Origin of the sequence: Streptomyces sp. NPDC101490, assembly GCF_044767145.1 — a bacterium.
In the GTDB taxonomy this organism is placed as follows: Bacteria; Actinomycetota; Actinomycetes; order Streptomycetales; family Streptomycetaceae; genus Streptomyces.
The window spans coordinates 464,848-483,870 of the sequence record NZ_JBIWNI010000003.1 but is presented as its reverse complement, the minus strand read 5'-3'; the positions used below and the strand labels follow the sequence as shown (position 1 = coordinate 483,870).

Genomic DNA, 19,023 nt, shown 5'->3' with positions numbered 1-19,023 from the left:
GGTGCCGGGGCGTTCCCGTCGGTTCAGTGCCCGCGCCGCTCCGGCACGGACGGCTCCACGGCCCCCGCCGACGGCACCAGCGCCACCAGCCGGGCCACCAGCTCCCCGAAGGGCCCGTCGGCGGGCTCGTCCGCGAGCAGGCCCACCAGGATGTCCGCCATCTCCTCGTCGTGCACGGCGCTCACCGCCGCGAGGGCCGCGAAGTCGTGCACCAGCTGCAGCTCCAGCTCCGCGCGCGGCACCCGCCGCCCGTCCAGCCAGATCAGCGCCGTCGACTCCGCGAGCGACACCCAGGAACGGACGACCAGTTCGAGCCGCGCCGAGGGCTTCTCGACCTCCAGATGCGCCAGGATCTGCACGTACGCGGCCTGCCGCACCTCGTCGATCATCGCGTTGGTCGTGGAGGAACCCACGGCGGGACCGCCCCGCATCAGCGCCGAGAACCCCGGCCCGTGATCGTCCACGAAGTCGAAGAAGCGGCCCATCACCCGCAGCAGCCGCGCCCCGAGGGGCCCCTGCGGCGGCTCCACGAACCGGGCCGCCAGCTCGTCGGCCGCCCGCCGCAGCGCCGCCTCGTAGAGGCTCTGCTTGCCGGGGAAGTAGTGGTAGACCAGCGGGCGGGAGATGCCCGCGGCGGCGGCGATCTCGTCGATGGAGACCTCGTCGGGACTGCGGTGGCTGAAGAGTTCGAGGGCGACCCCGATCAGCTGTTGCTTGCGCTCCTCGACGCCCATCCTGCGGCGTACCCCGGTCGTCATACGAACAGCCTAACGGGGTCCGTTACGCTCCTGCCCCATGAGCGCTTCCGACCAGGACACCCAGGCAGCCGAGCCCCCGGAGGCCGCCGAGGCCCCCGCGAGCGACGGGACCGGCGAGAGGACCTCCCCGGGGACTCCCCGGAAGTCTCCGGAGCCCGCCGGGACCCCCCGGTCCGAACAGGCCGGAGAGAAGGCGGAGTTCGAGGAGCCGGAGAGTCCCGAGGGGGCCGGAGCGGTTCACGGGAGCGAGCGGGGGCACCCGGACGAGGCCCGGGAGGAGGCGGGCGAGGGGGAGTCCGAGGAGGCGTCGGCCCCGGCGGCCGGGCTCACCCCGAAGCAGGCGCGGCGGCTGCGCGTGGCCGTCGCCTCCGTGCTCCTGGTGGCGATGGCCGTGGTCCTGGCGATCCGCCTGGCGAGCCGTACGTCCGTCCTGGTCGTCGGCGTGTACGGACTCGCCATGATCCTCTGCGGTGTCGTGATCGAACTGTCCCGCAACGGCCGCACCCGGCTGGCCACCTGGCTCCTGGTCGGCGGCCTCCTCACCGCCCTCGCCCTGGACTGGCTGGTCCTGCCGTAGCGGCCTGGCCGGGCGCCGGGCGCGGGCCGGGGGCGCGCACCGGGCGCGGATCGGCCGCGCACCGGCTGCCGGGTCGGGGGTGGCGGGCCCCACGGGTCAGAGGTCCAGCACCAGCCGTCCCCCCGCGCAGCGGGAGACGCAGATCAGCATCTGGTCGGCCCGTTCGGCGTCGGTGAGCAGGTCGTCCCGGTGGTCGACCTCCCCCTCCAGGACCCGCTGTCGGCAGGTGCCGCAGAACCCCTGCCGGCAGGAGTACATGAGTCCCGGAAGTTCCGCGTGGACCGCCGAGAGCAGCGACTGGTCTGCCGCGACCTCCAGGACCCGCCCGGAGCGCCGCAGTTCGACCACGAAGGGCGCGCCACCGGCCGGTGCCGCCGCCGAGAACCGCTCCAGGCGCGGCGCCCCGCCCTCCGGCAGCGCGGCGGTCACGGCGTCCATGAGGCCCTCGGGACCGCAGCAGTACACCGGCGTCCCGGCGGGCACCTCCGCGAGGAAGCCCAGGTCGGGACGGCCCGACTCGTCCTCGGCGACCACGGTCGACCGCTCGGCCCCGCCCAGCCGTTCCAGCTCCGCGAGATACGGCATGGAGGCCCGGTCGCGCCCGCAGTAGACGAGCCGCCAGTCCGCACCGGCCGCCTCGGCGGCGCGGACCATCGGCAGGACGGGGGTGATGCCGATGCCGCCCGCGACGAAGACGTACGCCGGGGCCGCCACCAGCGGGAAGCGGTTGCGGGGCCCCCGGATCTCGATCTCGGCGCCCTCGTGGAGCCGTTCGTGGACCTCGCGGGAGCCCCCGCGTCCGCCCCGCTCCTCCTCGATCAGCCGGGTCGCCACGGTGTACGCGGTGGTGTCGGCCGGGTCGCCGCAGAGCGAGTACGGGCGGACGAGCCCCGAGGGCAGGACGAGGTCGATGTGGGCGCCCGGCCGCCAGGCGGGCAACCCGGCTCCCTCCAGGCGCAGTTCGACGACGCCCTCGGCGGGTTCGGTGCGCCGGGCGACCCGGACCCTGCGGGGGACGGTGCGGCCGGGGCCGTGTCCGGAGACGGGCTCGTCGAGCGCGGGCATCGGCCAGAGCGGGGCGGTGGACATCCGGCTGCGGACCGCGCGACGGGCCAGCAGCGCGGCCCCCGCGACCACGGCGGCGGTGGCGAACCGGAGCATCAGCGGCCTCCGTTGGCGCCGGGGGAGGCGGCCAGATAGGCCACGGCCTGCGCGGTGTCGCCCTCCTGGGAGGGGTGGTAGGCGCGGCTGAGGTAGCGGGGGACGGAGCGGAGCATGTCGGGGGTGGCGGGCAGCACGCCCTGACGGCCCTTGCGTATGAACTGGCGGAGGGACGCCTTCCCGTCGACGAGGGTGGGGTCGTTCTCCATGAAGAAGCGGATGCCGCGCTGCCAGAGGAAGAGGAGCGTGGAGAAGCCGAGGGCCCAGGTCCGGGCGCGCCGCCGGTAGCCGCCGTCGAGGTGCATGAACAGTTCGAAGGCGACCGCGCGGTGCTCGACCTCCTCGGCGCCGTGCCAGCGCAGCAGGTCGAGCATGGTGGGGTCGGCTCCGGCGCGGTCGAGCGCGTCCGCGTTGAGGACCCAGTCGCCGAGGAAGGCGGTGTAGTGCTCGATGGCGGCGATCATCGCGACCCGCTCCATCAGCCACCAGCGGCGCGGGCGGCCCGGCGGCAGCGTCCGGTCACCGAGCAGCTTCTCGAAGAACCAGTCGACCTGCGCGGTGTACGGGGTGGGGTCGAGGCCCTGCGCGCGCAGATGGGGCAGGACGTCGTCATGGGCCTGGGAGTGGACGGCCTCCTGCCCGATGAAGCCGATGACGTCCTCGCGGAGCCGGTCGTCGGTCACGAGCGGCAGGGCCTGCCGGTAGACGTGCACGAACCAGCGCTCGCCCGCCGGGAGCAGCAGGTGCAGCACGTTGATGGTGTGCGTGGTGAAGGGGTCGCCCGGCACCCAGTGGAGCGGGGTCGCCTCCCAGTCGAAGGAGACCTTGCGGGCCTTGAGTTCGACGTGCTCCGACGCCACCGGCGCGGGCTGCTTATTAGACATACCGTCAATGTACTGAGGGGTATGACGGCGCGACAGGCTTGTGCGGCGTCTTTCTGCCGTACGGGAGGAGGCCCCGCCCGCCGGGGCCCGCCCCCGGTGGGTCACCGGAGCGCGCCCACCCGCCTCCCGTCCTCCAACGTACCGCGCAGTTCCGCCCGCGCACCGGCCGAGGCCCGTACCGCGAGGACCGGACCGTCCGCACGGCCCGTCACCCCGCCCGAGGCCTCCAGGGACGCGAAGTCCCCGCCGCCCGCCGCCAGGACGAACCAGTCGCCGCCCGGCGCCTGCCACAGCACGCCCGCGAGCACCCGGGGGTCCCGCACCCCGCAGGCGGGCGAGCCTTCCGCCCGTGCCACGAGCGCCGCGGGCACCTGGGGCGACGGCACCAGGAACTGGGCGAGGACCCTGCTCCCCGTACCCCGCCAGGTCTCCGCGCGTGTACAGATCCAGGTACCGTGCCCGGCGCCCTCCGGCAGCGCCTGCCGGGCGAACCGCCAGGCGTTCACCGACCGCACCCCGTGCGCCCGCACCGCCGCCAGCTGGCAGGCGGTCCGCGCCCACGCGGTCCCCGCCTCCGGGCCCGTCGCGTCCACCGGCGCGGCGGGCGGGCCCCACAGCAGCCGGACGGGGGCCAGCTCGCCCAGGTCGGTGAGGACCCGGTCCCCCGAACCGTCCCGCAGCCGCAGGGCGTTCCAGCGGACGCAGTCCCGGGCGAGGGCGGGGCTCGTCATCGGACCGGTCACCCCGTCGGCGTCCCGCGCCAGCGGACGCACCGGCGCCAGGGGCCTCAGGAGGTCCCGCACACCGGTCTCCTTCACCCAGGGGGCCGTCAGATAGCGGACGTTGCCCGCCGCCCTGGACACCACGAGCGCGGCGGCACCGGGTGTGTCGGCGCCGTCGGTCCTGGCGAAGTCGAGGGCCGCGCCCACCGAGCCCTCGACCGGTTCCGCGTACCGCACCGCCCGCAGCCCGTCGTGGAGGAGGACCACCCGGGCCCCGTCGACCAGCCCCGCGAAGAGGAGCTGCGGCGGCCCCATCGGCGGCCCCACCGGGGTGCCGGGCGTCGCGGACGAGTGTACGGACGGCCCGGGGCGGGCCCAGACGGCGAGCGCCCGCCGCAGCAGCGCGCGGTCCCGCACGAGCCCGCCGCGCGCGGGCCACACGGAGAAGTCCTGCCGGGTGGAACCGGGCCAGACGGCCGGGTCCACCCGCTTGAGCGCTCCCGGGTCGAGGGCCGCCTCGGCGGCGGGATTGCGGGCGTAGGAGGGCGCGGCCGCGCCGTTCCTGCCCCAGCCGTCCCCGGGCAGCCCCAGCAGGGCGCCGCACACCAGCAGCGCGACGAGGGCGACGAGCGCGGCCCGCAGGTGCTGGCGCCGCCGCAGCAGGTCCGTGGGCCGCGCCTGAAGGGCGCAGGGGTCGAACTCGTCGGACTCCAGCAGGGCGCCGCCGCTGCGGCGCGGCCCGGGATCGAAGGCGCGGGGACCGCCGACGGCGGCGGGCACGGACCCGGGCGCGCCCGGCCCCGGGGCCCCGGGGCCGGTGGCCGGGGCCCCGGCCCCTGTTCCGGCCCGGCCCCCGGCCCCGGGGTGTCCGTCCGCGCGCCCGCCCGCTCCGGGGCTCGTACCGCCCCAGGGGTGCGCGCGGCCGGGCTCGTCGTGCGCCCGCCCCATCACCCCCGAGTGCCCCACCGTCCCCGGGCGCCCCGCCGACCCCAAGTTCTCCACGGTGAATGCTTGTTGGCCCTCGACGCCCTGCCCTGCCGCGTCGGCGCCGTCCACCGCGTCCGCCTCCGCCAGTGCCGCCGCCGGGTCCGGCACTCCGGCCGCCGCCAGGACCCGCAGGACCTCGGGGTCCCCCTGGCGTTCGAGGCCGCGCAGCACATAGGCCGCGCGGCCGGGCCCGGAGAGGCGGGACAGGCGCTGGTCCAGGGCGAGTTCGTCCGTGCCGCCCACCCGGGGGAAGAGCCGCAGCCCCCACACGTGCGGGAGCAGCGGCGGGAACTGCGCCCGGCGCGGCAGCGCGAACCGCCGCAGCGGGAGCCCGGCGACCAGCGCCTGCCGCAGCACCTCGCCCCGCACGTACGCGTATCCGGGATCGACGGCGTCCTCGGCGGGCCGGGGCGCGGGCACGGCGGGCCCGGTGACCCGGCGGCGGGGCAGCGAACGCTGGACGAGCGCGTGCGCGGTCAGCACCCGGCGGTTGCGGCCGAGCGACGGCGGCAGGACGAGGTAGGCGATGCGGACCAGGCGCGGATAGCGCTCGACGAGCGCGGCCTCGGCCTGCTCGACGTCGACCGGGCCCACGGGCGAGGGAACGAGATCCTGGGTGCTCACGTTCAGCAGAACGAGCGATTCTTCCGATGGTCACCCCGGCCGGGTCCCGCTCGGACGGGATCGTGAGGTCAACTCTCCCTTTTTCAGGGGCAGTTCAGGCACAGTTCAGGGGCTCGGGTCGGTCAGCCGCTCGCGGATGCGTGCCGTCGTCCCGTCGGGGACGCCGAGCCCCTCCCGTACGTACGCCTCCATCGACCCGTGCCGGACCGCCACCTCGTCCAGCGCCGCCTCCAGGTACTCCGGGACGACACCGATCAGATCGAGGGCCAGCTGCGGGTCGCCGCCCTGCGCGGTGAACCCCTCGATCATCGGCGCGAACGCCTGCCGCACCGCCGGGTTGACGGCGAGGTACTCCGTCCGCACGGTCCGCTCGTCCGCGCCGAGCAGCGACAGCACGACGGTCGCGCCCCAGCCGGTCCGGTCCTTGCCCGCCGTGCAGTGGAAGAGCACGGGCCCGGCGTCCGGCCCGCCCAGCGCGGTCAGCAGCGTCCGGTACGCGGTGCGCGCGGCCTCGCCGGAGACGAAGGCCCGGTAGGTGCGGGCGAACGCCTCCCTGACCCGGCCCCCGCCGAGGTGCTCCTCGGCGAGCGCCGGGTTCGAGAGCAGCGTCCTCAGCTGGGCGGCGGGCGGCAGCCCGCTGATCGACAGCTGGTCGGCGAGCACGTCCGCGAGGACCGCCCGCGCCCCGGCGGGCAGCCGGTCGGGCCGTGCGGTCCGCTCGCCCTCCGTGCGGAGGTCCACGACCGTGCGGACGCCGAGGCGGGCCACCGCCGGTTCGGCGGGGTCGAGCCGGTCGAGCTGCGCGGACCGCAGGACGAGTCCCGGACGGACGGTCCGGCCCCCGGCCAGCGGGAGACCGCCGAGGTCGCGCAGGTTGGCGACGGAGGTGGCGGGAATGGCGGGCATGGCGTCGGCTCCTCCGGCTCGTACGGGTCCGCACCCGTGCGTACGTCCTGTTGCCGACCGTAAGCGATCACCCCGGTCCGGGCAGTTCCAGTGGATCCATGCCGTTCACATCCGTATCGGTGTGATCCATACCGGTTCGTCAGGGTCCGGCGAGCGCGGCCAGCACCTCCGCCTCCCGCTGCGGGCTGAGGCCCGGCGCCGGCCGGTCCGGTCGCTGCGGCGCGACCCCGCCGAGCGACTCCAGCCAGGCCCAGGTGTCGGCGACGGTCTCGGCGACCGGGCGGCAGCGCAGCCCGGCGGCGAGCGCCTTGCCGACGTCGGCGGTGTGGATCATGTCGTACGTATCGCCCGGCGGCAGCCACACCGGCAGCTCCGTCCAGGGCGCGGCACCGGCGGCGAGCAGCTCCTCGGGGCCGGTCCAGCGCAGCGAGGCACCGGACCCGGTGACCCGTACACAGGCGTCGAGCAGCTCGCCCATGGTCGTCCGGCCCGGCGGGCAGACCAGGTCGTACGGGCCGTGCAGCCCGGCGGACAGCGCGTCGAGGGTCCATCCGGCGAGGTCGCGGGCGTCGACGTACTGGATCGGCAGCTCCCGGGGGCCGGGGGCGAGGACCGGGCCGCCGCGCGCGATCCGGCCGAGCCACCAGGGCAGACGGCCCACGTTCTCGTACGGACCGAGGACGAGCCCCGCCCGGACGGACAACGTCCGGTCCGCGCCGAACGCCCCCTCGGCCGCCAGCTCGCCGCCCCGCTTGGCCGCCGCGTACGGCACGTCCCCGGCGTCCGGGGAGCCGTCCACGACCGGGTCCCCCTCGGCCAGCCCGGCGGGCTCCGGCCCCGCGTACACGGACCGGCTCGACACGTACGCGTACCGGTCCGCCCGGTCGGCGAGCAGCCGGGCCGCGTCCCGCACCGCCGAGGGGGCGGCCGACCAGGTGTCCACGACGGCGTCCCAGGTCCCGTCGGCCAGCGCGGCCAGCCCCTCCGGGCCGGTCGTGCGGTCGCCGAGCAGGGTGGTCACCCCGGCGGGGGGCTCGTGCCGCCCGCGGTGGAAGACGGTCACGTCCCAGCCCCGGGCGAGCGCGGTCTCGACGACCGCGCGGCCCACGAACTCCGTACCTCCGAGCATCAGCAGTCTCATGGGCCGAGCCTGTCGCGCCGCCCGGCCGGAGGCCAGAGGGTTCCGCTCGGGGAGGATTCCGCCACGGGAGGAACGGGCGAAGCGGAACGAACGCGGCGCCCGGGGAGAGGCGCCGGACGCCCGGCGGACGTCACGGGCGCGTGAACACCGCCGCCAGAAGCGGAGGGGGGCTCGTGCCACACCCGTTCGGGTGACACGATGTCCGGCGATGACGGATGCCCGGTCGCCCCTGCGCGCCTTGAGAGCCGCCTTGTTCGCGGTGGTCTGCGTGGCCTTGGCTGCCGTGGGGCATTCGTCCATGTCTGCGCACCGGCTCCCGGCCGTCACCCTGTTCGCCGCGTTCGCCGCGACGGCGGCCCTCGCCTGGGCCGCGGCGGGCCGCCGCCGGAGCGCCCCGACGGTCGCCGCCGCGATGGGCGTGCTCCAGGGCGCGCTCCACCTGATGTTCTCGACCGCGGGCGCCCACACGGGGCACACCGGTCACCCGGCGACGGCGGCCCCCGGCCCCACCGCGCACGGCGCCCACGGTGCCGACGGCATGACCGGTCACCCCCTCATGCCCCCCGCCGACCCGATGGACCTGGGCGTCGGCGCGGACACGGCCATGGGCGCCGCCACCGACCTGGTCTCCACCGGCGGTCTCGGCATGGCCGCCGCCCACCTCCTCGCCGCGCTCCTCTGCGGGCTCTGGCTGGCCCACGGCGAGGCCGCGTTCCTCACCCTGGCCCGCACCGCCCTCGCGTACGCCTTCACCCCGGTCCGGCTGGCCCTCGCCCGCGTACGGGTCCCCGGCCCCCCGTGCCGCACCCCCCGGCGGGCCCGCCGCGACGCCCGCCCGCCGGTCGCCGTCGTCCTCGCCCACAGCCTCTCCCGGCGCGGCCCGCCCCGGCCGCCCGCACCCCGCGCCACGACCCTCGGAGCACACGTCTGACCCGGGGGTCCCTTCCCCCTGCCCGTACCGTCCCCGAGGACACCCATGACCATCGACGATCCCGCACGCCCGGAAACCCCCGAGGCGCCACCGTCGAAGACCCGACAGCCCGCCACGACCGACCCCACGGCGACCGTCACCGACCCCACGGCCGCGTCCGCCACAGCGACCGACCCCGCCCCCGCCCCCGCCGGGCCGCCCACCCGGCCCGGCACCTGGAGCGCGCTGCGCCCCCTGGTCCTCCGTGTCCACTTCTACGCGGGCGTCCTCGTCGCCCCGTTCCTCCTCGTCGCCGCCCTCAGCGGTCTGCTGTACGCGCTCTCCTTCCCGGCGGAGAAGATCGTGTACGCGCACGAACTGGAGGTCCCGGTCGGCGACACCGTCCTGCCCCTCTCCCAGCAGGTCCACATCGCCCGCAAGGTCAACCCGAACGGCACCGTCACCGCCGTCTGGCCCGGCGCCGAGCCCGGGGCGACCACCCGCGTCCTGATGGCCGACCCCGACGTCCCCGAAGGCACCTCGCTCGCCGTCTTCGTCGACCCGTACACCGGTGACGTACGCGGTCAGCTGCCCAGCTACGGCAGCTCCGGCGCCCTCCCGCTGCGCACCTGGACCGACGGACTCCACCGCGACCTGCACCTCGGCGAGTTCGGCCGCAACTACAGCGAACTCGCCGCGAGCTGGCTGTGGGTCGTCGCACTCGGCGGGCTGCTCCTCTGGCTCGGCAGGCGCCGCCGCTCCCGCCGCGCCCTGTTCCTCCCCGAGGGCGGCCCCGCCTCCCGCCGCCGCACCCTGTCCTGGCACGGCTCGGTCGGCCTGTGGGCGGTGACCGGACTCGTCCTGCTGTCCGCGACCGGACTGACCTGGTCCCGGTACGCGGGCGAGAACATCGGCGTCGTCCAGGACGGTCTCGGCGGCGCGACCCCCACCCTCACCGCGACCCTCGGCGGCGCGCCCGGCGGCTCCTCGGAGCACGAGGGCCACGGCGGCGGCCACACCGGCACCGCCCCCACCGCCCAGGGCCCGGACATCGGCATCGACCGGGCCCTCGAAGCGGCCCGCGCGGCGGGCATCGACAGCCCCCGCCTGTCGGTGGCGCCGCCCGCCGACGGCAAGGGATACGTGATCAAGGAGACCGACACCCAGTTCCCGCTCCAGCTGGACTCGGTGGCGGTGGACCCGGCGGACGGCACGGTCCTCGACCGGCTGGCCTTCGCCGACTATCCGCTGCTCGCCAAGCTGACCCGGATCGGCATCGACGCGCACAGCGGCGTGTTCCTCGGCCTGTTCAACCAACTGGCCCTGGCCGCCCTGGCCCTCGCCCTGGTCCTGCTGATCCTCTGGGGCTACCGCATGTGGTGGCTGCGCCGTCCGGGCCGCCCGGCGGCGCGCGGGGCGTGGCGGAGGATCCCGGCGCAGCTGCTGCTCCCGCTGCTCGCGGGTACGGCCCTGGTGGCGTGGTTCGTCCCGCTGCTCGGCCTGAGCCTGCTGCTGTTCCTGGCGGTGGACCTCGCCCTGGCCCTGGTCGCCAGGATCAGGGCGAGGCCCACCCGAACGGGCTGATCAGGGGGTGTACTTGTAGCCGACCCGCCGCACGGTCTGGATCGTGTGGCGGTGCTCGGCGCCCAGCTTGCGGCGCAGCCGGGCCACGTGCACGTCGACCGTGCGCCCGTCGCCGACGTGCCCGTAGCCCCACACCGTGGTGACCAACTGGTCGCGGGTGTGGACCCGGTGGGGGTGCGCCACCAGATGGGCGAGGAGTTCGAACTCCAAGTACGTCAGGTCGAGGGCCTGTCCGTCGACGACGGCGAGCCGCCGCACCCCGTCGATCGTCACCGGACCCTGCTCCTCCGCCGGTGCGGACACCGGCGCGGGGGCGGGTGCGGGGGCGGCGACGGACGGCCGCGCCTGCTGGTCGGCCGGTACGAGGACGAGGTACCCGACCATCGGCGGGCGGCCCGGCAGCGTCGGCAGGGTGTGCGGCGGGGCGGGCAGCAGGGTCGCGCCGGGCGGCAGGAAGTCCGCGACCTGGGCGAGGTCCACGACCTCGTTGGGGTCGACGGCGCGGAGCCGGTGCCGTCCGGGACGGACGGCGGTGAGGGAGGCACTCGGGGAGTGGACCTGGGGATGCGCCATGGAAGTCAGCTCTTTCGCGCGGAGAAACGGACGGACAGGAGTCGTACGTCGTGCGCGTGGGCCGAAGGCCGGGGACCGGACCGTGCCGATCGGGGCTTTAGAGGGCCGACGCGTTCCTCGCGCGGCAACACACCCGGTCGAAGTCGTGGTGCTGCCGGGAAGGCCAGAACGGCTCCAGGTCGTGACGACCCTTCGTGGTGTCGTTCTCTGTGATGGCCATATCCCTATTGAAGCAGAAGGGAATGGCCCCGACGAGCCCCGGACCGGCCAAACCCCGTGTAGTCCTTCCCACATGCCGGGAGGGACCCCGCCGCGCGGGGGGACGCGGAACCGGCCCCCGGCACGCCGGGAGGCGCCCACCGCGAACGGTGGACGCCTCCCGTGGGAAAGCCTTCGGAGCGGCGCGGATCAGACCTGGCCGGCCTTCTCCAGGGCCTCGCAGCAGGTGTCCACGATGAGCCGGGTCACCACGTACGGGTCGACGTTCGCGTTCGGACGCCGGTCCTCGATGTAGCCCTTCCGGTCCTGCTCGACCTGCCACGGGATGCGGACCGAGGCGCCGCGGTCCGAGACGCCGTAGGAGTACTCGTCCCACGGGGCCGTCTCGTGCAGACCCGTCAGGCGCTCGTCGATGCCCGCGCCGTAGTTCTTGACGTGGTCCAGCGGCTTCGAGCCCTCACCGAGGGACTCGCAGGCGGTGATGATCGCGTCGTAGCCCTCGCGCATCGCCCGGGTGGAGAAGTTGGTGTGCGCGCCCGCGCCGTTCCAGTCGCCCTTCACCGGCTTCGGGTCCAGCGTCGCCGTGACGTCGAAGTCCTCGGCCGTGCGGTACAGCAGCCAGCGGGCGATCCACAGCTGGTCCGAGACCTCCAGCGGGGCCAGCGGGCCGACCTGGAACTCCCACTGGCCGGGCATGACCTCGGCGTTGATGCCGGAGATGCCGAGACCGGCCGCGAGGCAGTTGTCCAGGTGCGCCTCGACGATCGGGCGGCCGTGGATCTCGTCCGCGCCGACACCGCAGTAGTAGCCGCCCTGCGGGGCGGGGAAGCCGTTGGCCGGGAAGCCCAGCGGACGGGTGCCCTCGAAGAAGGTGTACTCCTGCTCGATGCCGAAGATCGACTCCTGGGCGGCGTACCGGCCGGAGACCTCCGCGAGCGCGGCGCGGGTGTTCGACTCGTGCGGCGTCATGTCCGTGTTGAGGACCTCGCACAGCACCAGGATGTCGTTGTCGCCGCCGCGGATCGGGTCCGGGCAGGAGAACACCGGGCGCAGCACGCGGTCCGAGGCGTGGCCCTTGGCCTGGTTCGTGCTGGAGCCGTCGAAGCCCCAGAGCGGCAGTTCGTCGAGGGGGAGGACGTCACCCGCGATGATCTTCGTCTTGGAACGGAGCTTCGCGGTCGGCGCGGTGCCGTCGATCCAGATGTACTCAGCCTTGAAGGTCACGGGTCTCATCCTTTGGGCGTGCTGCTGCGGGTTCACGGCGGCTCGCGGCGCTGCGTGCTGCTGCGGTGTTCGGTTTCGCTGTCGCAGCTTCGCAACACGGGATTTCCCGTCCGTGACCCTCGTGTGAACCCCGTGTTACACGCATGGCCCCGAGGCGAGGGGCCGGGCACGGGGCGGTGAGCGGCCCCGTGCGGGGAGGTGAGTGGCGTCACACCGGGCGGTGAGGCGGGTCCGCGCACTCCTCCGACAGCTCCTTCAGCCTCCGCTCGACCACCCCGGCGTCCAGGAACGGCCCCAGTCCCGCCGCCCGCACCCGTCGCACCAGCTCCGCGTACGAGGTGCCCAGCGCCTCGGCCGTCCGCCCCAGGTGCCAGTCGCAGTCCGCGAGCCGCCGGAGCAGATACCCCTTGCGAATCTGCTTCTCCGACAATCGGAAGCTCTTCAGATAGGCCGTCCGTCCCTTCCGGTCGGTGATCACCTCACCGATGTGCTGCTCGCGCCCGCCCCGTTCGAACGGCGGTAGGAACCGGTACAGACCGAACGGCCCGGCCCGGTGCACCCGCTCGAAGGCGTACGGGGTCTCCAGGAGGTCCCGCGCCATCAGCCCGTCGTGCGCCACGGTCCACGCCCGCTCCTGCTCCCGGGCCGCCGCCCGCAGGTCGGCCAGGGTACGGATGCCCCCGGCCCCGTCCCTGATCCGCGCGGTGAACTCGGGCACCGCGCCGCCGTAGTACGCGTACTGGTGCACCAGCTCCCCGTACAGGTCCTCCACCAGCGTCGGGTGCAGCAGCCGGTAGTCGTCCGGGTGCGGCACCACGAAGGCCGCGGCCAGCGAGTCGGCCACGTACAACAGCAGCCCGCACTGGCCCGGATGCACCTCGAAGACCCGCAGCGCCTCCGCGAGCCCCGGCACCGCCCACCCCGCGTACGCCGCCTCCGCGCGCGGCGAAAGACCGTGCCGCAGCGCCTCCCGCGACCACTCGTCCCAGACGATCGACGGCCCGCCGAAGTGCAGCGCGAGATACCCCTCCAGGGCCAGGTGCAGCGGCAGGAAGCGGAGCCGCCGCTCCACCCGGCCGTCCCTGTCGCGCCGCCGCTTCGCCATCCGGTGGATGCGGCGCACCGGCACACAGGACGACAGCCCGGCACCGCCGTCCCCCGCCCGGTCCCGGCCCTCCACCTCTCCGCCGAGGAGCGTCCCGTACGCGGCGGCCTCGGCGCCCCGCCCGGTCCCTGACCAGTCGGCGACGAAACCGTGCGGGACGTACGAGGTGTAGGTGGTCCTGCCGGGCAGCTCCACCGAGCCCAGGCCCCCGTACAGCTCCCGGCGCAGCCGCAGCCCGGCGACGGGTTCGGCCCGCACCAACGGCACCAGCCGCACCCCGCCCCACACCTGCGCGGGCCGCACGTCGAGCCCCGTCAGATCGATCCTGGTCACGCCCGCTCCTCCACCCCGCCGCCGACGCGACCCTCCGGCCGGTCCGCCGACCTGTTCCCCGCCCCGCCTTCCGGGGCGCCGCCGCGCTGGTTCCCCAGCCGGCTCCCCGGTCCGTCCGCCGCCCCCGCCCCCGCGTCCGCCGCCGTGAGGAACAGCTCCACCCGCCGGTCCAGATACGCCCGCAGTTCCCCGAAGCCCGTCCGGCCCTCCGCGAACTGCGCGATCTCCACCAGCGCCGCCAGGTCCTCCGCGTCCCGGATGCCCGCCACGGGCACGCCCGGGGCCAGGGCGCGCACGTCGAAACCCTCCGCGTCGTACACGGGGTTCAGATGCACCACGCCGGTCCGCCGCTCCGGGTCGAGCCGCGTCCGCCACACCCGCAGCACCTCGCCCGCGAGTCCCGGCGGGGCGTTGTCCCAGCCGTCCGACACGATCACCAGCCGGTCGGGACCGGTCTCCAGCGCGTCCAGGACGCGGGAGCCCAGCGGAGTCGGCCCGTACGGCCGGACGAGCAGCGCGTCGTCACCGCCCGACGTCCACAGCGGGACGTACGCCCCCGGAGCCGCGAGGGCCTCCAGGAGGAAGTGGCAGCCCAGCGCGACCGCCAGCGGACGGCGCCGCTTCACCGCCGAACCCGACGAGGAGAAGCTGTCGTCGAGGACCCCGGCGACCCTGCCCCACGTCCCGGCGTACGGACCCGCGGCCCGACGCGCCGCCGCCCGCAGCGCCCCCGTCAGCTCGGCCCGCCGCGCCACCCGCTCGCCGAACGGCAGCGACAGCACGTACACGGCGAGCCGGGTCAGCGGCATGACGGACAGATCGGCCGCCCGTGCCGTCCGCAGCCGCTCCAGGCGGGTCATCCGGGGTGCGATCCGTTCCAGGAACACCGCCCGGGGCACCCCGTGCTTGGCGGCGAAGCCCTCCGCGACCGTGAACGGCAGCTCGTACAGGGCCCCCTGCTCGTACCTGGCCCGGCGGAACGCGTCGAGCGTCGGGTTCTCGTACCGGACCCGGCGGCGCGGCGCGAACAGGAAGTCCCCGGTCTCGGCGTCGGGCAGCCGCCCGTGCACATGGCGCAGGGTCGCCTTGAGACCGGACCGGTACTTCACCGCGTCGTGCGCGGGATCGCGGCGGGTCGCGAGCCAGCCGCGGACGATCGCACGCGTACGCCGGTTGTTGACCCCGGCCGCCCGCAGCGCGCGGAACAGCCGGTAGACCCGCTGCGGCGGCAGCAGCGCGAGCCGCGCCGCGATCAGCCGCCCCTCGGCCCGCTTCTCCTCGGGGCCACCGGCCTCGTCGGAGGTGCGCAGCAGCCCCTCGACGACGAGGGCGGCGTTGTGGTGGTTGATGTCGAGCGCCAGGGAAGCGGCGTACACGGGGCGGTAGTTGACCCGCACGTACTCGTGGACGAACGCCAGCGAGAAACGCTGGGCGGCGGCCGAGGAGCGGAACTCGCGCTGCCCGGTGGCGGTCACGGCGGCATTGACGAAGAGGAGCACGTCCTCGGCGGCCACGAGCTCGGACAAGGCTCCCCCTCGGTACTTCCCCCGGCTTGGACGCCGGCCGGGGAATGAGGGCACGAACAGCGAAGACGTTGCTTCAGAGGCAGGTTCCGGAAGTCGCACCGGAGTCCCGCGGCCGGCGGGACGACGCTAACACCTGGAGGGGGGTGGGGCGCGAGCGGGTTTCCGGGCCCGACGGGGCGGGGACGCGGGGTGGGGACGCGGAGCGGTCACGGCCGGTGCGGGAGATGCGGGAGATGCGGGAGGTGCGCCGGACGACGGACCGGACCGGTAAGGGCGGGGGTAGGGCAGGACAGGGCGTCGGACGGTCCGGGCGGGGCCGGTCCCGGACCTGCGGTCCGGGGACACCGGGGTCCGGGAGCGCCCGTGGAGCGGCCCGGTCCTCGGTTGTCGGTGGCGACCGGCAGACTGGGCCCATGGTGAAGCACCTGGGCGGGAAGCCCCGTATCGGACTCCTCGGCACCGGCCCCTGGGCCGGACACACGCACGCGCCCGCGCTGGCCGGGCATCCGGGGATCGAGTTCAGCGGGGTGTGGGGCAGACGCCCCGAGGCGGCGGTCGACCTCGCCACCGCCTCGGGCACGCGCGCGTACGACGACGTGGACGCCCTGTTCGCCGCCAGCGACGCCGTGGCGCTCGCGCTCCCGCCGGACGTCCAGGCGCCCTTGGCCGTGCGGGCGGCCGAGGCGGGCTGCCACGTCCTGCTCGACAAGCCGGTCGCCACGACGACGGCGGGGGCGCGCGCGGTGGCGGACGCGGTCGAGAGGGCCGGGGTCGCGTCCGTGGTGTTCTGCACCCTGCGCTTCGCGGAGCCGACGGCCCGCTGGATCGCGGAACGGGCTGCGGAGGACGGCTGGTTCCTGGCCGAGGGGCACTGGCTCGGCTCGCTCTACGGCCCCGGTTCGGACAGCGCGTACGCGTCCTCGCCGTGGCGCCGGGAGAAGGGCGGCCTGTGGGACGTGGGCCCGCACCTGCTCTCCGTCCTGCTGCCGGTGCTCGGCGACGTCACGGGGATCACCGCGGTCCGGGGCGCGGCGGACAGCCACCACCTGGTGCTGCGGCACGCCTCCGGCGCGAGCAGCACCGCCACCCTCACCCTGAGCGCCCCGCCGGAGGCGGCGGAGGCGGCCCTCACGCTGTACGGCACCGGCGGCCGGGCCGAACTCCCGCGCTGGGGCGGGGCGGTGGACGCGTTCGGCGCGGCGGTGGACGCCCTGACGGAAGCGGCCCGCACGGGCGACCCCCACCCGTGCGACGCCCGCTTCGGCCTGCGCCTCACGGAGATCCTGACGAAGGCGGAGGAACTCGCGGGCTGAGCCGCGCCCGGCGATTCCTCCGGGTGGGCCGCACCCCCTGGAAACGATCTTGCCCTCGTGGTGCCGCCCCGGTGATGCTGGACGGATGCCAGGACAGCGGAAGAGGAAGAGCCGACAGCGGGCCGCGGGGCCCACCGACCCGGGAGCGGGCCGCTGGGAGGTGCTCTTCGAGACGCGGGACGAGTCGGAGTGGCGCGCCCACATCAGACGTCTGCGCGCCGGGCCGGAGCGGATCGACTGGACGTCGACCCGGGTCGACGTCCTCTGCGGACGCCTGGAACGGGCGACCACCTACCGGCTGAGCCGGTTCGCGCCCGCCTCCGCCTTCGGCTCAGACTCCGACTCCGCGCACGGCTCCGCCACCGGGACGGAACCCGCCCGGGGGTCCGAGGGCCCGGAAGGCTAGGGCGTGTTTCGAAAGTAGCGTCGTCTGCCCGGAGGGCAGGCCTGGCGGCGTCTGGTGCGTGCGATCGCAAGGCGGAGGGTCGCCCCGATACTGGATGTATCGGGGTGATCCCGACAACGCGGCGAGCGTGCGTGCCAGGCGTCGCCAGGCAGGCGGAACTTTCGAAACACGCCCTAGCGCGCCCGGGTTTCTTCCAGGGCCTCCCGCAGGCCCGCGCACAGGGCGTCCAGGGTGGGGCCGTACGACCGTTCCGGCGGGGTGGCGTATCCGACGACGAGGCCGTCGGGGAGACCTCCGGGCACGGGCTCCGCGTCGGGATGCCGATAGGGGGCGAGGCCCTCCACGGCGACCCCGTGCCGGGCGGCGGCGGCGAGCACCGCCTGTTCCGTGCCGGGCGGCAGTTCCACCACGGCGTGCAGCCCGGCGGCGATCCCGGTCACCCGTACCTCCGGCACCCGCTCGGCGAGCACCGTCACGAGCCGGTCGCGGCGGGCCCGGTGCCGCTGCCGCATCCGCCGGACGTGCTGGTCGTACCCGCCGGAGACGAGGAACTCCGCGAGGGTCAGCTGGTCCGTGGCGGAGGTGTGCGGCTCGCGCAGCCCCTTCGCGGCGACGACCGGTTCCACCAGGGAACCCGGCAGGCACATCCAGCCGATCCGCAGCGCGGGGGAGAGGCTCTTGCTGACGGAACCGAGGAGGACCGTGCGGTCGGGATCGAGCGCCTGGAGCGCGCCCACCGGCCGCCGGTCGTACCGGAACTCCCCGTCGTAGTCGTCCTCGACGACCAGCCCGCCGGAGGCCCGCGCCCACTCCAGGACGTCGGCCCGGCGCCCGGGGTGCAGGGGGCCGCCGGTGGGGAACTGGTGGGCCGGGGTGAGGAGCACCGCGCGGGCGCGGCGCGGGACGTCGGCGGTCCGCGCCCCCTCCGCGTCGACGGCGACCGGCACGGTGGCGACCCCGGCCGCGGCGAGGAGCCCCCGGTGGAAGGGGAGCCCGTAGGCCTCGACGGCCCAGGGGCCCGCGCCCAGGACCCGCGCGAGCAGCCGCAGGGCGTGCGCGGCGCCCGAGCAGATCACGATCCGCTCCGGGGAGGTCCGGACGCCCCGGACGCGCGCGAGGTACTCGGCGAGCGCCCGCCGCAGCTCGATCCGGCCGTACGGATCGCCGATCCCGAAGGCCTCGTCGGGCGCGTCGGTCAGCGCCCGCCGGGCGGCCGCGAGCCAGGCGGCGCGCGGGAAGGCGCCGGGGTCGGGCTTGCCCTGCACGAGGTCGTACGGGAGGGGCGGCGGCGCGGCGGGCCGTACGGGCCCGGGGGAGGGCTCGGCGACCCGCTCGGCGACCCGGGTGCCGGAGCCCTGACGGGAGGTGAGCCAGCCCTCGGCGACCAGTTCGGCGTAGGCGTCGGCGACGGTGTTACGGGCCACGCCGAGATCGGCGGCGAGCGTCCGGTAGGGCGGCAGCGGGGTGCCGGGGGCGAGCCGCCCGTGCCGCACGGCCTCGCGCAGCGCCCCGATGAGCGCGGCCCGACGGCTCCCGGCCCCGCTCAGATCGAGGTGCAGATCGACCCCGAGCCCACCGGCGGGGGCCGGGCCGGGGGAGGTCACGGGCGTCGGCGGGAGAGGGCGTCCCGGACGGCCTCCTCGGACCGGCCGACGACGGCGGTGCCGTCCTCGGCGGTGATGAGGGGCCGCTGGATCAGCCGGGGATGGGCGGACAGGGCGTCGATCCACCGGTCGCGGTGGGCGGCGTCGCGCCCCCACTCCTCCAGCCCGAGCTCCTCGGCGACGGCCTCCTGGGTCCGGGCGATGTCCCACGGTTCGAGCCCGAGCCGGTCCAGCACGCCCCGGATCTCGTCGGAGGTGGGGACGTCCTCCAGATAGCGCCGGACGGTGTACTCGGCGCCCTCGGCGTCGAGCAGCGCGAGGGCGCCGCGGCACTTGGAACAGGCGGGATTGATCCAGATCTCCATGGACCGTACGGTACCCCCCAAGACCTGCTCCACCACCCCCCAAACCCTGTCTGGCCAGGGGCGATTGTCAGTGGGGGGCACTAAAATGGGGGGTGAAGGTG

17 protein-coding genes are annotated in these 19,023 nt (G+C 75.5%); 5 read left to right on the top strand and 12 right to left on the bottom strand.

Features of this window, described 5'->3' with window-relative positions:
- Nucleotides 1-23 precede the first annotated feature (23 nt).
- A complete protein-coding gene (locus tag ACIRQY_RS09800; RefSeq protein ID WP_351779665.1) occupies nt 24-758 on the bottom strand; it encodes a TetR/AcrR family transcriptional regulator in 735 nt (244 codons plus the stop codon).
- A 37-nt stretch (nt 759-795) separates the two neighbouring features.
- On the opposite strand from ACIRQY_RS09800, the gene ACIRQY_RS09795 reads away from it, so the two are divergent.
- Nucleotides 796-1,335 (top strand): hypothetical protein, encoded by a 540-nt coding sequence (locus ACIRQY_RS09795; RefSeq protein WP_403923371.1) that lies wholly within the window; start codon nt 796-798, stop codon nt 1,333-1,335.
- A gap of 96 nt (nt 1,336-1,431) precedes the next feature.
- Here the strand turns inward: ACIRQY_RS09795 and ACIRQY_RS09790 are convergent, their stop codons facing one another.
- From ACIRQY_RS09790 to ACIRQY_RS09770, 5 genes are all read right to left on the bottom strand, one after another.
- Nucleotides 1,432-2,496 carry a PDR/VanB family oxidoreductase gene (locus tag ACIRQY_RS09790; protein WP_403923369.1) on the bottom strand — a complete coding sequence of 355 codons (1,065 nt, stop codon included), beginning with the start codon at nt 2,494-2,496 and terminating at the stop codon, nt 1,432-1,434.
- Complete coding sequence (locus ACIRQY_RS09785) at nt 2,496-3,380, bottom strand: metal-dependent hydrolase (RefSeq protein ID WP_403923367.1); 885 nt, start codon at nt 3,378-3,380, stop codon at nt 2,496-2,498. The genes ACIRQY_RS09790 and ACIRQY_RS09785 overlap by 1 nt, the downstream gene beginning before the upstream one ends.
- Before the next feature lie 101 nt (nt 3,381-3,481).
- Nucleotides 3,482-5,713 carry a hypothetical protein gene (locus tag ACIRQY_RS09780; protein ID WP_403923365.1) on the bottom strand — a complete coding sequence of 744 codons (2,232 nt, stop codon included), beginning with the start codon at nt 5,711-5,713 and terminating at the stop codon, nt 3,482-3,484.
- A gap of 105 nt (nt 5,714-5,818) precedes the next feature.
- Nucleotides 5,819-6,619: a tyrosine-protein phosphatase gene (locus ACIRQY_RS09775; RefSeq protein ID WP_403923363.1), complete on the bottom strand. Its 801-nt coding sequence runs from the start codon at nt 6,617-6,619 to the stop codon at nt 5,819-5,821.
- 139 nt (nt 6,620-6,758) lie between these two features.
- Nucleotides 6,759-7,760 carry an NAD-dependent epimerase/dehydratase family protein gene (locus ACIRQY_RS09770; protein ID WP_403923361.1) on the bottom strand — a complete coding sequence of 334 codons (1,002 nt, stop codon included), beginning with the start codon at nt 7,758-7,760 and terminating at the stop codon, nt 6,759-6,761.
- 298 nt (nt 7,761-8,058) lie between these two features.
- On the opposite strand from ACIRQY_RS09770, the gene ACIRQY_RS09765 reads away from it, so the two are divergent.
- Nucleotides 8,059-8,691, top strand: coding sequence for a hypothetical protein (locus ACIRQY_RS09765; RefSeq protein ID WP_403923359.1), 633 nt, complete (start codon nt 8,059-8,061; stop codon nt 8,689-8,691).
- A 45-nt stretch (nt 8,692-8,736) separates the two neighbouring features.
- Nucleotides 8,737-10,254, top strand: a complete 1,518-nt coding sequence (locus tag ACIRQY_RS09760) for a PepSY-associated TM helix domain-containing protein (RefSeq protein ID WP_403923357.1) — start codon at nt 8,737-8,739, stop codon at nt 10,252-10,254.
- Here the strand turns inward: ACIRQY_RS09760 and ACIRQY_RS09755 are convergent, their stop codons facing one another.
- From ACIRQY_RS09755 to ACIRQY_RS09740, 4 genes are all read right to left on the bottom strand, one after another.
- Nucleotides 10,255-10,827, bottom strand: coding sequence for a winged helix-turn-helix domain-containing protein (locus ACIRQY_RS09755; protein ID WP_403923355.1), 573 nt, complete (start codon nt 10,825-10,827; stop codon nt 10,255-10,257).
- Nucleotides 10,828-11,235: 408 nt separating this feature from the next.
- A complete protein-coding gene (gene glnII / locus ACIRQY_RS09750; protein WP_351779639.1) occupies nt 11,236-12,270 on the bottom strand; it encodes a glutamine synthetase in 1,035 nt (344 codons plus the stop codon).
- Between the two features lie 208 nt (nt 12,271-12,478).
- Nucleotides 12,479-13,708, bottom strand: coding sequence for an ARPP-2 domain-containing protein (locus tag ACIRQY_RS09745; RefSeq protein WP_403923353.1), 1,230 nt, complete (start codon nt 13,706-13,708; stop codon nt 12,479-12,481).
- Nucleotides 13,705-15,234 carry a hypothetical protein gene (locus ACIRQY_RS09740; protein ID WP_403923351.1) on the bottom strand — a complete coding sequence of 510 codons (1,530 nt, stop codon included), beginning with the start codon at nt 15,232-15,234 and terminating at the stop codon, nt 13,705-13,707. The genes ACIRQY_RS09745 and ACIRQY_RS09740 overlap by 4 nt, the downstream gene beginning before the upstream one ends.
- 413 nt (nt 15,235-15,647) lie before the next feature.
- On the opposite strand from ACIRQY_RS09740, the gene ACIRQY_RS09735 reads away from it, so the two are divergent.
- Nucleotides 15,648-16,547, top strand: coding sequence for a Gfo/Idh/MocA family protein (locus ACIRQY_RS09735; RefSeq protein ID WP_403923349.1), 900 nt, complete (start codon nt 15,648-15,650; stop codon nt 16,545-16,547).
- Nucleotides 16,548-16,632: 85 nt separating this feature from the next.
- Nucleotides 16,633-16,953 carry a hypothetical protein gene (locus ACIRQY_RS09730; RefSeq protein ID WP_403923347.1) on the top strand — a complete coding sequence of 107 codons (321 nt, stop codon included), beginning with the start codon at nt 16,633-16,635 and terminating at the stop codon, nt 16,951-16,953.
- Between the two features lie 173 nt (nt 16,954-17,126).
- On the opposite strand, the gene ACIRQY_RS09725 is transcribed toward ACIRQY_RS09730, so the two are convergent.
- Nucleotides 17,127-18,557 carry a PLP-dependent aminotransferase family protein gene (locus ACIRQY_RS09725; RefSeq protein WP_403923345.1) on the bottom strand — a complete coding sequence of 477 codons (1,431 nt, stop codon included), beginning with the start codon at nt 18,555-18,557 and terminating at the stop codon, nt 17,127-17,129.
- The gene (locus tag ACIRQY_RS09720) at nt 18,554-18,922 is read right to left on the bottom strand and encodes an arsenate reductase family protein (RefSeq protein WP_403923343.1); all 369 of its coding nucleotides are present in this window, start codon (nt 18,920-18,922) and stop codon (nt 18,554-18,556) included. Before ACIRQY_RS09720 ends, ACIRQY_RS09725 begins: the two co-directional genes overlap by 4 nt.
- Between the last annotated feature and the right edge of the window lie 101 nt (nt 18,923-19,023).

Bases quoted from the DNA above. Each gene is read 5' to 3' on its own strand.
- ACIRQY_RS09800 (WP_351779665.1), bottom strand. From the start codon at position 758: ATGACGACCGGGGTACGCCGCAGGATGGGCGTCGAGGAGCGCAAGCAA.
- ACIRQY_RS09795 (WP_403923371.1), top strand. From the start codon at position 796: ATGAGCGCTTCCGACCAGGACACCCAGGCAGCCGAGCCCCCGGAGGCC.
- ACIRQY_RS09790 (WP_403923369.1), bottom strand. From the start codon at position 2,496: ATGCTCCGGTTCGCCACCGCCGCCGTGGTCGCGGGGGCCGCGCTGCTG.
- ACIRQY_RS09785 (WP_403923367.1), bottom strand. From the start codon at position 3,380: ATGTCTAATAAGCAGCCCGCGCCGGTGGCGTCGGAGCACGTCGAACTC.
- ACIRQY_RS09775 (WP_403923363.1), bottom strand. From the start codon at position 6,619: ATGCCCGCCATTCCCGCCACCTCCGTCGCCAACCTGCGCGACCTCGGC.
- ACIRQY_RS09770 (WP_403923361.1), bottom strand. From the start codon at position 7,760: ATGAGACTGCTGATGCTCGGAGGTACGGAGTTCGTGGGCCGCGCGGTC.
- ACIRQY_RS09765 (WP_403923359.1), top strand. From the start codon at position 8,059: ATGTCTGCGCACCGGCTCCCGGCCGTCACCCTGTTCGCCGCGTTCGCC.
- ACIRQY_RS09760 (WP_403923357.1), top strand. From the start codon at position 8,737: ATGACCATCGACGATCCCGCACGCCCGGAAACCCCCGAGGCGCCACCG.
- ACIRQY_RS09755 (WP_403923355.1), bottom strand. From the start codon at position 10,827: ATGGCGCATCCCCAGGTCCACTCCCCGAGTGCCTCCCTCACCGCCGTC.
- ACIRQY_RS09735 (WP_403923349.1), top strand. From the start codon at position 15,648: ATGGTGAAGCACCTGGGCGGGAAGCCCCGTATCGGACTCCTCGGCACC.
- ACIRQY_RS09730 (WP_403923347.1), top strand. From the start codon at position 16,633: ATGCCAGGACAGCGGAAGAGGAAGAGCCGACAGCGGGCCGCGGGGCCC.
- ACIRQY_RS09720 (WP_403923343.1), bottom strand. From the start codon at position 18,922: ATGGAGATCTGGATCAATCCCGCCTGTTCCAAGTGCCGCGGCGCCCTC.